13 protein-coding genes are annotated in these 15,526 nt (G+C 46.1%); 9 read left to right on the top strand and 4 right to left on the bottom strand.

Going from position 1 to position 15,526, the window contains the following annotated elements; genetic code table 11:
* Nucleotides 1-558 precede the first annotated feature (558 nt).
* Nucleotides 559-1,803, top strand: coding sequence for an MFS transporter (locus V7R55_RS01290; RefSeq protein WP_334056666.1), 1,245 nt, complete (start codon nucleotides 559-561; stop codon nucleotides 1,801-1,803).
* 60 nt (nucleotides 1,804-1,863) lie between these two features.
* Here V7R55_RS01290 and V7R55_RS01285 read toward each other — a convergent pair whose 3' ends face one another.
* Nucleotides 1,864-2,217 (bottom strand): RNA recognition motif domain-containing protein, encoded by a 354-nt coding sequence (locus V7R55_RS01285; RefSeq protein ID WP_039218757.1) that lies wholly within the window; start codon nucleotides 2,215-2,217, stop codon nucleotides 1,864-1,866.
* A 116-nt stretch (nucleotides 2,218-2,333) separates the two neighbouring features.
* A complete protein-coding gene (locus tag V7R55_RS01280) occupies nucleotides 2,334-3,314 on the bottom strand; it encodes a GlxA family transcriptional regulator (RefSeq protein WP_039219177.1) in 981 nt (326 codons plus the stop codon).
* A gap of 139 nt (nucleotides 3,315-3,453) precedes the next feature.
* Here V7R55_RS01280 and V7R55_RS01275 point away from each other — a divergent pair, with 139 nt between their 5' ends.
* From V7R55_RS01275 to V7R55_RS01240, 8 genes are read left to right on the top strand one after another with little or no spacing between them, the layout of a single operon-like run.
* Nucleotides 3,454-4,608 (top strand): acyl-CoA dehydrogenase family protein, encoded by a 1,155-nt coding sequence (locus V7R55_RS01275; RefSeq protein ID WP_039218759.1) that lies wholly within the window; start codon nucleotides 3,454-3,456, stop codon nucleotides 4,606-4,608.
* A 15-nt stretch (nucleotides 4,609-4,623) separates the two neighbouring features.
* Nucleotides 4,624-5,613: an NAD(P)H-dependent flavin oxidoreductase gene (locus V7R55_RS01270; RefSeq protein ID WP_334057134.1), complete on the top strand. Its 990-nt coding sequence runs from the start codon at nucleotides 4,624-4,626 to the stop codon at nucleotides 5,611-5,613.
* Between the two features lie 3 nt (nucleotides 5,614-5,616).
* Nucleotides 5,617-7,230, top strand: a complete 1,614-nt coding sequence (locus V7R55_RS01265) for an acyl-CoA carboxylase subunit beta (RefSeq protein WP_039218761.1) — start codon at nucleotides 5,617-5,619, stop codon at nucleotides 7,228-7,230.
* Between the two features lie 29 nt (nucleotides 7,231-7,259).
* Entirely contained in the window at nucleotides 7,260-8,069 is an 810-nt protein-coding gene (locus V7R55_RS01260; RefSeq protein ID WP_039218763.1) for an enoyl-CoA hydratase/isomerase family protein, read from the top strand.
* A 7-nt stretch (nucleotides 8,070-8,076) separates the two neighbouring features.
* Entirely contained in the window at nucleotides 8,077-10,095 is a 2,019-nt protein-coding gene (locus tag V7R55_RS01255; protein ID WP_334056664.1) for an acetyl/propionyl/methylcrotonyl-CoA carboxylase subunit alpha, read from the top strand.
* Nucleotides 10,082-11,902, top strand: a complete 1,821-nt coding sequence (locus V7R55_RS01250) for an acyclic terpene utilization AtuA family protein (RefSeq protein ID WP_334056662.1) — start codon at nucleotides 10,082-10,084, stop codon at nucleotides 11,900-11,902. The genes V7R55_RS01255 and V7R55_RS01250 overlap by 14 nt, the downstream gene beginning before the upstream one ends.
* Complete coding sequence (locus tag V7R55_RS01245; protein ID WP_334056660.1) at nucleotides 11,903-12,775, top strand: SDR family oxidoreductase; 873 nt, start codon at nucleotides 11,903-11,905, stop codon at nucleotides 12,773-12,775.
* Nucleotides 12,776-12,791: 16 nt separating this feature from the next.
* Nucleotides 12,792-14,378, top strand: a complete 1,587-nt coding sequence (locus tag V7R55_RS01240) for a class I adenylate-forming enzyme family protein (protein ID WP_334056658.1) — start codon at nucleotides 12,792-12,794, stop codon at nucleotides 14,376-14,378.
* 128 nt (nucleotides 14,379-14,506) lie between these two features.
* Here the strand turns inward: V7R55_RS01240 and yaaA are convergent, their stop codons facing one another.
* Both yaaA and V7R55_RS01230 read right to left on the bottom strand, forming a co-directional pair.
* Nucleotides 14,507-15,283 (bottom strand): peroxide stress protein YaaA, encoded by a 777-nt coding sequence (yaaA, locus tag V7R55_RS01235; protein WP_334056656.1) that lies wholly within the window; start codon nucleotides 15,281-15,283, stop codon nucleotides 14,507-14,509.
* Nucleotides 15,284-15,298: 15 nt separating this feature from the next.
* Nucleotides 15,299-15,523, bottom strand: coding sequence for a hypothetical protein (locus V7R55_RS01230; RefSeq protein WP_139308981.1), 225 nt, complete (start codon nucleotides 15,521-15,523; stop codon nucleotides 15,299-15,301).
* Between the last annotated feature and the right edge of the window lie 3 nt (nucleotides 15,524-15,526).

The raw sequence follows: 15,526 nt of genomic DNA, 5'->3' as shown, positions 1-15,526 counted from the left end.
AACACCTCGAAGTCAAGAAGTTTGTTTTAAATAGGGGCATAGATACGGCGTTGTACTCACGCCACGACTGGAATGCGTAACAAATGTTAAAAGGTGACAAAGGGATGAACTAAAAGGTAACCAATATTTGTGCACAGAAAACAGTCACCTTCGCTTTTTTAAACGCCCATTCAACTTTCTACGCAATACGGTCCGGCGTAATTTATTAACAAAAGCACTACATTTAAATCGCTGAATTGATTAAGAAACCTTATCAGTTACCGTTACTTGCTGTCTGAGCGATGCTACGATCTCTTGCATTAAACAAATACGAAAAGCACGAACTTTCGGGCTGTTGATCATTGCTAAACATTATCAATGATAAGGGCGACTATTCGAAGAGAACCGGCAAACATTCCGTTGAGCCGGTTTTTGTGTTTCATCAAAGCGCTAGTCTGCTGAGTGTCTTTTGATCTTTGACGACACACAGACATTGTAAACATGCTCAGCAAAGCTCACAGCCCCTCGCTAAAACAGCCACTAAGTACGTGATTGAACTCAATGAACAAAAGGACGTTTATGACGAATCAAACTGACAAGATTCTTTCTGACCAGGCCTCTTCAGAGCAGCCCTCAGCATTAGGTGAATACTCACTGGCCACCATAACTTTTTGGCTCGCTTTCGGAACCTTTGTGATTGGTTGCAGTGAATTTGCGGCAATGGGTTTATTGCCTTACTTTGCAGAAGATTTTGGCATTACTGAAAATGTCGCCGGTCACGCAATTAGTGCTTATGCCATTGGTGTTGTAGTAGGCGCGCCGCTAATCACTATCTTTTTTTCTAGGCTTGCAAGACGCACCATGCTTATTTCAATGATGGTATTTTATGCCGGTGGCAACCTGCTAACAGCATTAGCATGGTCAGAATGGACCATGAATATAGCGCGCTTTATTGCTGGCCTTCCTCATGGCGCTTACTTCGGCATTGCCATGCTCTTTGCTGCAGACATTGCCGGTAAAAATAAACGGGCGCAAGCGGTCAGTAACGTCATTTTAGGCTTGGCTATTGCCAATATTATTGGTGTGCCCTCAATTAGCGGTATCGGGCAAATGTTTGGATGGCGAACTGGCTTTTTTATTATTTCAGCTTTTGCGTTAGTGACTGCGTTAATGGTTTGGAAAACCGCACCGTACCGCGGCCCTAATCCAGATGCCAAGCCACTAACTGAACTTAAAGCTCTGAAAAATAAAGACGTGCTGCTGGTATTACTCATGGGCGCAATTGGCTTTGGAGGCATGTTCTCGGTGTATTCTTACTTTAGTGCCTCTTACCTCAATACAACCTCTTCACCTGAGTGGGGGATCTCAGTCACATTGCTTATCTATGGCATAGGTGTAACCTTGGGCAACATTATTGCAGGCCGCTATTCTGAAGGCAGGCTACTGACGTCAGCGATTACATTTCAGATTTTACTGGGCCTATCAGCTGCAGCTTACGCTGCGTCGATGGGGAATCCATACTTAATGGCAGCATCACTGTTTTTCATTGGTATCGGTGGTGGCATGGTGGTGCCGCTGCAAACAAGGCTTATGGACGTCGCTGGCGAGGCCCAGACTTTAGCCGGCGCCATGAACCATGCGGCTTTTAACACCGCTAACGCGCTTGGCCCTTGGTTGGCAGGAATGACACTGTCAGCGGGTTATGGCTATACATCAACGGGTTGGGTAGGCCTAGCGCTTGCCGGTGGCGGTGTAGTGGTGTGGCTGGCCATTGTTATGACTGCTCGCAATACTCAAGTACAAACAGCAACCGTATCTGGTTAAATGAAGGTCTAGCGCTGACAACTTTCGTTGTCAGCGCTTGTTAATTATGTACCCTCGGTATTACTCGGCGTCGTTTTCACGCTCAGAGCTATTGCGAGAAGCACTTCCCCATACATCTTCGGGAATGTCTCTTTTAGGCGCTGGCGCACTGGCTATCGCTTCAGCCTGCTTCTTCTCTTGATTTGACCACTTAACACGAATTTTCTTACCGTTTATGACTTTCGCATTGAGCGCTTCAATCGCGTTGTCGGTTTCGTCTTGTGTACTCATTTCAACGAAACCAAAGCCTTTGGATAAGCCAGAAGCCTCATCCATCACCAAGTCGCACGACGCTATGGTGCCAAACTCGAAAAACAAGTCTTCAAGGTCTTCTTTTGTAAACGTCTTTGGTAAGTTTCGAACTAATATACTCAAGGTAATGGCTCTGCTTTAAGGTGGTTTGCACTACACCTATTGTAGCACGCAGCAGCATGTTGAATAGGGGTATTAACCGCTTAACGCTTATTACTGAACAAGCGCCCTAAACTTCGTTAACGCCTATTTGTTGTTTGCTGATAAGTATCTCGCCAGCATGAAACATTCATTCCAAAAGTTCGTTTAAAAAGCCTATTGAAATGCCCGGGATCTTGATAGCCCACTGCCCATGCAATTTCTTCTGCACTCTTATCGCTGTGTTTAAGAAACTCTTTACCCTGTTCTATTCTAAGTTGTTGAATGTAACCAAGGGGAGTTTCCCCCGTAGCCTCTTTAAACCTGCGTTTAAAGGTGCGTTCGGTCATATTGATGCGCGCCGCCATTTCACCAATAGTCACTTTTTCCGCAAAGTGTATCTCTAACCACTGCTGAATATTTAAAATATCGTCGTCTTGATGATAGGTTTGGTGGTTGAGCGACGTTGCTTCTGACGTTACACCACGGCGAAAGTCGACCAGAAACGCCTGCTCTATAGCCTCCCCCACAGCTTTGCACGACAAACGCGATATTAGAAAAACAATTATTTCTAAAGCAGCATTTAGCCCTGCAGAACAATACAGTTCGCCCGTGGCAGTAATGAATCTATCAGATCTAAGGTTCACTTTGGGAAAAGCTCGCGCAAAGTGTGATTGTTTATGCCAGTGAGTGGTGCCCATTCTCTCGTTTAGCAGCCCTGCCTGTGCGAGAAAAAAAGCGCCGGTGGCTGCCGCCATTATTGGAATACCTTTGCCATGCCACTGCCTTAGCTTTGGGTATAGAGCGGCTTGCTGTACCAGTAATGGTTCCATGTCACCCCACACACTGTGCAGTATTACCAAATCAGTCTCATCAATATCCGCCAACGCGCAGTCTGGGGTAATCGCAAGGCCACTAAACGTTGTCGTTGGATTACCGTCTATTGTCACTAGCTTTACCGTTATCGCGTTTCCCAGCAGTTTATGCTGAAGGTCTGACGCAAATTTTAGCACGTCATGGGTTAAGCCCATGCTAAGCCCCATGGTGTTTTCGCTGGCATATAAGGTTACGTGTTTAAGCATGGTCTTTCCCTGTTCAAGCTCGCTATTTTGATTTCGCCACTTTGGCCCGATTGGCCAATCAAATGTCCCAACCCACACTGTTAACATTATTTTCACAAAATTACTATGAAGTCAGTCACAATTTCGTAGAGATAGAAAAATGCAATTTACTGAAGAGCACAACGCGCTTAGAAAAACCGTTCACGATTTTGTAAATCAAGAGATGGACCCGTTCATTGACGAATGGGAGCACGAAGGCATTGCTCCCCTTCATAGCTTGTTTAAAAAGATGGGGAATTTGGGCCTTTTAGGTATTCAAAAGCCTGAGGCCTACGGCGGCGCTGGCTTAGATTACAGTTATAACCTGGTATTTGCTGAAGAAATAGGTCGAGCGTATGGCGGCTCTATTCCTATGGCTATCGGCGTTCAAACCGATATGGCCACCCCTGCCCTAGCCCGATTTGGCAGTGATGAACTAAAGCGTGAATTTTTAGCGCCCGCTATTACCGGCGACATGGTGGCATGTATTGGAGTGAGTGAACCAGGGGCGGGGTCAGATGTTGCAGGGTTAAAAACCACAGCCCGTACAGATGGTGACGACTTTATTATTAACGGCACGAAAATGTGGATAACGAATGCCACCCAAGCAGACTGGGTTTGCCTGCTAGCAAACACAAGCGACGGGCAAGTGCATGCTAATAAATCATTAATTATCGTCCCCCTTAACACCCCAGGCATAACCATTTCAAAGCCGTTAAACAAACTGGGGATGCGCGCCAGCGACACTGGCCAAATTTTCTTCGATGATGTGCGCGTTCCAAAGCGCTTTTTAATCGGAGATGAAAACAAAGGCTTCACTATGCAAATGATGCAATTCCAAGAAGAGCGCATGTATGCAGCAGCTAGTGCGCTGAAAGGAATGGAACGCATTATAAGCGACACCATCGAGTGGGCAAAAGACCGACACACATTTGGTCAGCCTGTTATCAACAACCAAGCCGTCCATTTCAAAATAGCTGAACTGCAAAGTGAAATTGAGGCCCTGCGCGCTTTAACTTGGCAGGCTTGTCAGGATCATATTGAAGGAAAAGATGCTACTTACTTGGCGTCAATTGCAAAACTGAAAAGCGGCCGATTGTGGCGACAAGTTACCGATGGCTGCCTTCAGTATTGGGGCGGTATGGGTTTTATGTGGGACAACCCTGTTGCGCGTGCATATCGCGATACCCGAATATTATCCATCGCTGGCGGAAGCGACGAAATGATGCTCGGCATTATTGCAAAGTACATGGACATTTTCCCGAAACGTAGATAGCGACGTATTTTTATGATGAAAACAGTTCAAGATATGCTGAACAAAAATATGCGGCTACCCGTAATTTGCGCCCCCATGTTTTTAGTTTCTAGCCCAAACTTAGTGATTAACGCATGTAAAAATGGCGTGGTAGGTAGTTTTCCCGCCTTTAATACTCGCACTCAAGCAGCGTTAGATGAATGGTTGACCACCATCACCGCAGCCTTAGATGAAGAAAAACAGGCTAACCCAGCAGCTAAAGTGGCTCCATACGCTGTGAATCTGGTGGTGCACGCCTCGAACAAGCGCCTTCATGCCGACTTCGAAATAGTCAAAAAGCATAAAGTGCCGTTTGTTATTACCAGCCAAGGTAATCCTAAACCTGTTATTGATGCAGTCCATCAGTGGGGGGGCATTGTTTTTCACGACGTAATAACTGTGGCCCACGCGAGAAAAGCCATTGAAGCAGGTGCAGACGGCCTAATCTTAGTTGCCGCAGGTGCCGGCGGGCACGCAGGAGAGGTAAACCCTTTCGCGCTTCTGCGTGAAGTGAGAGAGTTTTGGCAAGGCCCACTGGTACTTGCTGGCGCTATTAATGATGGTTACGGTATTAGAGCCGCAGAGATTTTAGGCGCTAATTACAGCTATATGGGCACACGCTTTATAGCAACGAACGAAGCCGAAGTAGACCCTGATTACAAAACCATGTTGGTTAACGCCAACGTAAACGATCTTGTGTTTACTGACACCTTCACTGGCGTCAAATGTCACTTCTTAAAGCCCTCTATAACTCGAGCTGGCGTAGACTTAGCGTCGATTGAGGGTAAAGAAAATGTCGACTTAGACTTAGGCGGCAGTAACGCTTGGAAAGACATGTGGAGCGCAGGACACGGCGTAAGCGGAATTCGCTCAGTGATATCAGTACATAGCCTGATAGAACAACTTGAAGGGGAATACAATAAAGCGGCCACAACGCCATTGTTTAATCACACTGCGGAACATCAAACCGCGCATGCAGGAAGCTAAGACATGGCCATTCTTCACTCTAATGTCGATGTTAAAAGTACATCGTTTAGTAACAATTACGCCGCAATGGAAGACGCCGTTGCCGAATTTCGCACTATCGAGCAAAACGTCATTCAAAACGCGCAAGAAAAAGCACCGCGTTACGAAGAAAAAGGGCTACTGTCACCACGCAATCGACTCGCCTTATTGCTTGACCCCAACATGCCGTTTCTTCCCCTTTCGACATTATGTGGTTATCTGCAAGAAGGCGACAAAGACGGCAGTGCTGCCGGTGGCGGAGTAATAGCTGGCATTGGTTATGTCGCTAACACTCGCTGTATCGTTATGGTTGACGACTATCTCACTAAAGGTGGCAGCATAACCGAACTTGGTAGCAAAAAGCGGCTGCGCTTGTATCACATTGCCCTTCAGCAAAAATTACCAGTAATAGCGTTATCACAAAGCGGTGGCGGCGACCTTACTTCGCTAGGTGATTGGTTTGGGTTCTCTGCTGCAGGTTTCGCTATGCAGGCTCGCTTGTCGGCCGCAGGTATTCCGCAAATAACGGTTGTGCATGGCAGTGCCACAGCAGGCGGTGCGTATCAGCCAGGACTGTCAGACTATGTAATCATGATACGCAATCAATCTACGGTGTACCTTGCAGGCCCGCCTTTATTAAAAGCCGCAACAGGGGAAATAGCCACTGACGAAGAAATAGGTGGCGCAGAGATGCACAGTGAGGTTTCTGGCGTAGCAGATTTCATTGCTCAAAGCGATGCCGATGGTATTCGCATTGCCCGTGAAGTTACGCAAATGCTGAGCTGGAATAAAGATTTTTCCGAAGCTACTACACCTAGCGATGTTGCCCCTGTTTATACTTCAGATGAGTTACTTGGCATCGTTCCTAAAGACGCCAAGACTCCATTTGATGTGCGCGAAGTCATTGCCCGTATCGCTGATAAATCGGATTTTGTTGACGTTAAACCCGAGTTTGATATGGGCACCGTGTGCGGATACATTGCCATTGAAGGGCAGCCCTGTGGCGTTATAGGCAATAATGCGCCTATTACCGCGAAAGGCGCAGCGAAAGCAGCACAATTTATCCAGTTGTGTGAACAAGCTGGCACTCCTTTGTTGTTTTTACACAACACCACCGGCTTCTTGGTGGGCACAGAGTCTGAACGCGCAGGCATCATTAAGCACGGCGCCAAACTCATTCAAGCAGTTACCAATGCTACTGTTCCTAAGATAAGCATCGTACTGGCAGGTTCATTTGGCGCAGGGAACTACGCCATGGCTGGACGGGGTATTGAGCCTGACTTTATGTTTTCATGGCCCCGCTCAGTGGTCGCCGTGATGGGCCCCGCCCAAGCTGGTAGCGTGCTGCGCACTGTTGCTCACGCCAAAATGATGCGAAGTGGCAGCGTAGATGAGGAAAAGCTCACCGCACTGGAACAACATACCGTCTCTGTGATGGATGCTAAATCACGTGCCCTCGCTAATTCTGCTCGCTTGTGGGATGACGGCATTATAGATCCAAGAGATACCCGCTCTATTGTTGCTTTCGTGCTTTCTATTTGCCAGCACGCTAAAACGAAGCAACTTCACCCTACTAGCTTTGGCGTAGGCAGGCTATAAGCCTCAATTTGACTAAAGAGGACATCAGGATGCCCCACTTAGAATCAATGGTATTCAAAGAAATTACCGCACGGCTTACTGACAACGTATTGCACATTCAATTTAACCGCCCGCATAAGAAAAATGCCATGAATTTAACATTGGTTGAAGAGGTTATGCAGTGTTTTGAACGCGTTGAATATATGAATAATTTACGGGTCGTCGTAATACAGGGAAGCCATGGCAACTTTTGCGCTGGCGGCGATATTTCTGACATGCATTTATCGTCGTTAAGTGAATCGGAACGAGAAGACACTATTTGGCACTTCAATCGTAGTTTCGGCCGCATGATTACTCAAGTAAAACACTCTGCCACGCCAGTCATTGCTGTGGTTGAAGGCGCGGTACTTGGCGGCGGTTTTGGCTTAGCTTGTGTAGCAGATATAACCATTGCCTGCGACAGCGCCTTTTTCGCACTTCCTGAAACAGGGTTAGGTGTTATTCCCGCGCAAATAGCGCCATTTGTGGCTAGCCGCATTGGGATCGATCAAACAAAAAGATTGGCACTTACTGGTGAAAAGCTAAATGCCGAACAAGCATTGCGCTTGGGTTTAGTGCACGGAATTTGTCAAACAAACGCCATTTCCGAACAAGTGAACAAAGAGATTGCCCGAATAAAACAATGCGCACCGCAAGCAAACTCAAATACCAAGCGTTTGTTATTAGGATTAAATAACACGCCGCTTGAACAGATTCTTGACGGCGCTGCTACGGCGTTTGTTAAGTCACTGACGTCTGAAGAAGGGGTAGAAGGAACCCAAGCCTTCATTCAAAAACGCAAACCTTCTTGGTGTGAGTGAACACATTATGACGAAAAGCATTCAAAAAATACTTATTGCTAATCGCGGCGAAATAGCCTGTCGCATTATTCGAACCGCACACAAACTGGGCTTTTTTACCGTTGCTATTTATAGCGAGGCTGACCGCAACGCGCTGCACGTACAGCAGGCTGATGAAGCTGTTTTCGTTGGCCCCGCCGATCCTACATCGTCGTATCTTCACAGTGAAAAAGTGATAAACGCTGCAATTCAAACACAGGCAGACGCTATCCACCCTGGGTATGGCTTTTTATCAGAAAACGCTGACTTCGCACGTGCATGTGAAGACGCTGGCTTAACCTTTATTGGCCCAAACGCAGACGCCATAGCCTTGATGGGTAGCAAGCGCTTATCAAAAATAGCCATGCTTCAGGCTAATGTTCCCTGTATTCCAGGCTATGAAGGCGGCGACCAAAGTGATGCTGCACTCATAGAAAGTGCCAAAAACATTGGCTTTCCTTTAATGGTGAAAGCCAGCGCTGGTGGTGGCGGCAAAGGTATGCGTTTAGTGCATGAAGCCAGTGATTTGGCAGCTCATATTTCTACGGCTCGATCTGAGGCCTTAAACGGATTTGGAAATGACGAACTTATTTTAGAGCGTGCGTTAATTGGGCCTCGGCATATAGAAATTCAAATTTTTGCAGACGGCTGCGGCAACACGCTTTATTTAGGAGAGAGAGACTGCTCAATTCAACGCCGGCATCAAAAGGTGATTGAAGAAGCCCCGTCGCCATTTGTGGATGAGCAATTACGCAAACGCATGGGAGAGGCGGCTGTGGCTGCTGCAAAGGCTTGTAACTACTGTGGTGCAGGCACGGTAGAATTTCTAGTTGATAGCGACAAGCAATTTTACTTTTTAGAAATGAACACGCGCTTGCAGGTAGAACACCCGGTTACAGAGTTAGTGACGGGACTAGATTTAGTTGAATGGCAACTGCGAGTAGCCTGTGAAGAATCGCTTCCCTTCACACAAGAAGACATTCAAATAAGCGGTCACGCCATTGAAGTGCGCCTTTACGCTGAAGAGCCGCGCCAAAACTTCATGCCGCAAACCGGGAAGGTAAAAGTATGGAAACCTGCCACGAACGCTAGAACCGACCACGGCGTTTATCAGAACTTGGAAGTAAGCAGTCATTACGATCCAATGCTTGCCAAGATAATTGTTAAAGCTGAAAGCAGAGCGAGCGCAGTTAGAAAAATGGCAAGAGCGCTTCGCGAAACACAGATAATTGGAATAAATACTAATAAACACTTTTTACAAAATCTTGTGCAAAGCCCTGCGTTCTTGGGAAGCGATGTAACAACGGCATTTATTGAGCAACACGCACAACACGACGACATGAAAGGCAGCCTTTCGCCATCGTTTTCCATATTAGCGAAAGCTGCGCTGCTGTTTGCGTTAACGCAAAACAAGCATTCCAGTACATTGGTTCATAATAATGCATTGAATAAGCTTACACCCACCTGGCAACACACAATGGGCTTTGCTTATCCCATCATTATTACTTGCAACGATGTCACCGCATCAATGACTGTTACGCCTTTCACTAATCACTATCGGATCTGCGATACAGTTACTAAAACAGAAGTAACACTTACGTTATTAGATTTAACGCCACAAAGCCTGGTAGTAGAAGCGAATAAGTTGCGAAGCACGACCTCATACGCTGCGAACGGTAACACGCTATTTATTGACGATGGCACAGGTCACTTCACGTTTAGCTGCGTAACGCACAGCAAAGTAGATAACCAAAAAACACAGGGCACAGCGCAAGTGAATGCAGTGATGGACGGTGTCATCGTTGCTTTACTTGTAGAGCAAGGTGATACCGTTAATGCAGGCGATACGGTGGCCATTATGGAAGCGATGAAAATGGAACACCCCCTTAAAGCAGCCATAAAAGGTACGGTTCACCTTTCTTCAATTGCAGCAGGCGATCAGGTGAAATCTAAACAAACCATAGCCACCATACTTCAAGCCGATGAGGTTACCCATGAACAAAAATAAAGTTCGTGTAGGCGGTGCTTCTGCGTTTTATGGTGATAGTCAGCTTTCTGCAAGGCAGCTAGTTGAAAAAGGTGACATCGATTACCTTGTTTTTGATTACTTAGCCGAAGTGACAATGGCCATTTTATCGCAAGCCAAAGCTAAGAATGAAAAGCTAGGCTATGCCGTCGACTTTATCACCGTGGCCATGAAAGACGTGCTACAAGACTGTGCACAAAAAGGCATAAAAGTGATTGCAAATGCGGGGGGAGTAAACGTGCCGGCCTGCATAGAATCGCTTAATGCCCTGTGTGCACAGCTCAACCTTAATTTGAATATTGTAGGCGTGTACGGTGATAACTTGCTTAACGAGATGCACAGCGAAACTTTAGCTGAAGCTAATACCCATGACCTTGATAATGGCAATGAATTACCTAATAGCCTTGCGTCGATGAATGCGTATTTAGGCGCACAGCCAATTGCCGATGCGTTAGCTGCCGGTGCCGATATTGTGATTACGGGTAGAGTGGTAGACAGCGCGCTCGTGCTTGGGCCTTTAATGCATGAGTTTTCATGGAGCTATGACGATTACAAAGCGCTCGCGCAAGGTTCGCTTGCAGGGCATTTGCTCGAATGCGGTGCTCAGTGCACCGGGGGAAATTTTACCGATTGGGAGCAAGTGCCTGACTTTTCAGACATGAGCTACCCCATTGCCGAAGTTGAACCAAGCGGCGAGTTTACTATTATGATCCCACCAAACACTGGTGGACTGGTAACAACCTTCACAGTGGCCGAGCAGCTGCTGTACGAAATTGGCGACCCTGCGAATTATCTTCTACCCGATGTTTGTTGCGACTTTACCCACGTATCGTTAGAGCAAACGCATAGCAACGCTGTACGTGTGTATGGTGCCAAAGGCTCAGCGCCTGGTAACGACTACAAGGTATGTGCAACATACATAGACGGCTATAAACTTACTGGCGCTTTTTTTATTGCAGGCTTTAACGCAAAACAAAAAGCGCTTACCAATATTCATGCGCTGGTTGCACGAACCGAACGCGCGCTCACAGAGAGAAGTATGCCGCCCTTTAGAGACACCTGTATTGAAATATTAGGCAGCGAAGCAACCTTTGGCCCCCATGCTAATGCAGAGCATACGCGAGAGGTCATTGCCAAATTCACACTTCATCACAGTAATAGTAAAGCCCTTTATTTTTGTGCCAGTGAAATGGCGTATTTGGCTACATCGGCTGCGCCTGGAATGGCGGGATTTGGCGCTGGTCGACCTAAGCCACAACCTCTTATTCGGGTGCACTCGTTTCTAATCAACAAGAATAAGGTTTCGGTTACTATTCAAAAAAATGACGTCATTGTGGCGCACACTACTTACCAAACTGACGCTGCTCCCATTCAATCGCAGAAAGAAGCATGTCGTTCTGAACCGACTCAAGAAGTACAACTTGAAAATGAACACTCAGTCTCTCTTCCATTAGTTGAGTTGGTTTGTGCCCGAAGCGGCGACAAAGGTAACAACTTAAACATTGGGGTGATCGCGCGACATCCAAAGCTCTTTCCCTTTTTAAATCGGGCTCTAACTGCTGATGTGGTGAAGCATTTTTTTGCTTATTCAGTAAAAGGAAGTGTTTCTCGGTATGCCCTACCTGGCATTAACAGCTTTAATTTTTTACTTACTGATGCATTAGGAGGCGGCGGCACCGCATCTCTTCGCACTGATAGCCAAGGCAAATCAGCTGCGCAAACGTTATTAACTATGCCTATTAACGTGCCAGTGTCGTTGATCCCTTTTACTAAACACAAAGGTGAGTGAATGCCATATCAATCAACGTTAGCAGCAGGAAGCTTTTTAAAGCAAACGATTGTTATCACCGGAGGAGGCAGCGGTATAGGAAGATGTACTGCCCATGAACTTGCCTCATTAGGCGCAACCGTTATTTTGATTGGCCGAAGTGAAGATAAGCTTATAAACACCACTACAGAAATCAAAAGCGATGGAGGCACAGCCTGTTATTACACGCTTGATATACGTAATGAAGAAAACGTATCACACACGGTAAACGCATTGCTTGAGAAGCATAAACGCGTGCACGGGTTGGTAAACATGGCGGGCGGCCAGTTTCGCGCCCCACTCTCGCACATATCCCAAAACGGTTTTGAACGCGTTGTTCAAACTAATTTAATTGGTGGCTTTCTAATGGCGAAAGCCCTATTCAATAAGCACTTTAAAACTCATGGCGGCAATATTGTCAACATTACCGCTGACAACAAAAATGGCATGCCGGGTATGGGACATTCTGGTGCCGCCCGAGCAGGCGTCGAAAATCTCACTAAAACCGCGGCGTGGGAATGGGGTTCATTTGGCGTTAGGGTCAATGCTATTGCGCCTGGGTGGGTAGCATCGTCAGGGCTAGACACCTACCCCGAAGATATGAAACACGCTATTCAAAACCTAAAGCACGCGGTTCCGCTAGGACGAATTGCCAGCGAAGCTGAAATCGCTTCTACGGTGTGCTTTCTACTAAGCAAGGGAGCAAACTTCATCACTGGGCAAACACTATTTGTAGACGGTGGTGCCAGCATGGGGTCAGCTCCAGCACTCTTCCCTTTACAAAACCTCTATCAGCCTGCCAGCGAAACGTGGGATGGCTTCCACAGAAGCATTACACCTGATGTTTTGCGTTAACGACAAGGACACAAGTATGAGAACACAACAATTAGAGAGAAACCTAGTAGAACGCGTAGCCATGGGAGATTTATTGCGCAGGCGCGCACGAGACAGCGGCAGTTTGCCTGCACTAGTCGACTTTTATCACAATGAACGCCGCACCATAAACTATAACGAGCTCAACAAAAAAGTTAATAAATTAGCCAATGCGCTGATGCGTGAAGGCATTAAACAAAGCGATAAGTTGGCGATATTAGCGGTAAACCAGATAGATGTTGTTGTTACTTACTTCGCCTGCTACAAACTGGGCGTTATTGCAGTGCCTATTAACTTTATGCAAAGCGTTACCGACGTGACCTTTAATCTTGAACACAGCGGTTCCAAAGTAGTCGTTTTCGATCCCCTTCTTTCAGATCTTGTGTTTGCAAGCACAAATAATAATGACGACATACGTTTTACCATTCAGTTAGGCCAAGACAAGGACAAGGCTACATTCGCATTTGAGTCCTTTATCAATGAGCAGAGCGACGCAGAAATTGAAGACAGGATAATAAACGACAGAGATACAGCCCACATGATTTACACGTCTGGGACCACCTCAAAACCCAAAGCGGTTGAAACATCTCACCTTTCATTAACCATTGCAGCGCTTACTGCGGCAATAGAACTAGAACTAAGCGCACAGTGCAGAATGTTACTCGTTCTTCCGCTATTTCACTGTACCGCCCTTTCAATACTCTACCCTACGTTTTTAAGAAGTGGATGCTGTACGCTTCACGCTACATTCGATCCTATTCAAATAGCGAACAGCTTAGAAAGTGAGAAAATAGAGACGTCGGTGCTTTTACCTATGATGTGGAATGCATTAATGGCAACAGATAACTTTCACGAACGAAACCTCAGCCACTTTAAATTAGCCATTTACGGTATGGCGCCAATGAGTGAGCAGAATCGTCAGCAAATTCGCGATGCTTTTGGCTGCAAAGTCCACTTAGGCAGTGGGCAAACAGAATTTAGCCCTGTTTCTAGTTTGTTCAAAGACGGTTGTGAAACTGAATTTACAGAGGGTAATTACTGGGGTGTTCCCCTGTGTTCTAACGAGCAAGCAGTGATAAATGAGGAAGGTGTTGAAGTGGAACAGGGCGAAACAGGTGAAATAGTTTGGCGCGGCCCGCAGGTCATGAATGGATATTATAAAAATGAAGACGCCAGCAAAGCCGCTTATAAATTTGGTTGGCACCACACGGGTGACTTGGGATTTATTGATAGTAAAGGCCAACTAATGTTTATCGACAGGGTAAAAGATACCATTAAGTCTGGAGGAGAAAATGTGTCGTCTCAAAAAGTGGAGCAAACGCTTTGCTTAATGAAAGAAATAGAAGCTGCAGCTGCGATAGGAGTGCCCCATCCTCACTGGGGTGAAGCGGTTTGCGCATGCATAGTGGGTAATGACTTAACACAAGAGATGTTGCCAGCCATCAATGCATTTTGTAAGGAGAAGCTCGGCAAGTTTGAAGTACCCAAACATATATTTATTTGCGAGGCATTACCAATGACAAGTACAGGGAAAATTCGCAAAGTAGAGCTAAGAGAGCAATATAAAAGCTTTTTTATACAGTGAGTAAACTAAAAGTGGGTATTCCATAATGATGGTTTACCCACTTCAGCACGCTCACATCAAATAAGGGGGCACTATTGCTTTAAGAGATAATAGGCAAGCTTGCTTACCCCCTATTTCTGGACTTTCTCTTAACTTTCCTGATTACGAAGAAACACAAGTTCCGTTGATGAACTTTGTTCTTCGCTAAACACATAGCCGTCAACGTCGAAGTTTTTCAGACCTTCTACGTCTTCTACACGGTTTTCAAGAATATAACGCGCCATCAAGCCACGGGCTTTCTTCGCAAAGAAGCTGATAATCTTATACTGACCGTTCTTGCAGTCTTTAAATGTTGGCGTAATGATCATGCCATCTAAAGACTTTTTCTTCACTGATTTAAAGTACTCATTTGAAGCAAGGTTGATCAACACATTGTCACCCTGTGCTTCTAATGCTTTATTTAGCACATAAGTAATGCGATCATCCCAAAACGCGTACAGATCTTTACCTTCAGGGTTTGCTAATTTAGTGCCCATTTCTAAACGATAGGCCTGCATTAAGTCTAAAGGACGAAGTAATCCATACAGGCCAGACAAAATTCGAAGATGTTTTTGCGCATATTCGACCGTTTCGCTATCAAGCGAGTAAGCATCTAACCCAGTATACACATCGCCATTAAACGCATACATTGCTTGGCGTGCATTATCGGGCGAAAATGGCGTAGAAAACTCAGCAAAACGGTTGGCGTTCAACGTTGCTAACTTGTCGCTTATCTTCATTAGCGATGATAAGTCAGCAGGCGATAAGGTGCGGCAAACTTCCATCAAACGTTCAGTGTCTTCAAGCATGGCAGGCTGAGTGAACTGGCTCACAGGAATTTCGCTTTCAAAATCTAAATTTTTTGCTGGGGATACTACAACTAACATTTCGACTCCTTAAGTTTAATACCAATCCGCATAGATCATTGCCGACTCAGAAGGCTCTGGCAAGTTTCCTAGCAAAGCGTGGGAATGCAGGAATGGCTGTTCCCTTTCAAATTCCCAGAATGAAGCTAGGAAGCTTGCCAGACCTTCCCGAAGGGCGAGTTTAAAATGCCCGTACTCTTTGTTGTGCCACCTTAATGTAGAACCACTATACCTGCGGTGACACGCCGCGATTACGAGCATTTT

The sequence above is a fragment of the Alteromonas sp. S005 genome (genome assembly GCF_036864475.1).
In the GTDB taxonomy this organism is placed as follows: Bacteria; Pseudomonadota; Gammaproteobacteria; order Enterobacterales; family Alteromonadaceae; genus Alteromonas.
This window is presented reverse-complemented; position numbering and strand designations above follow the sequence as displayed.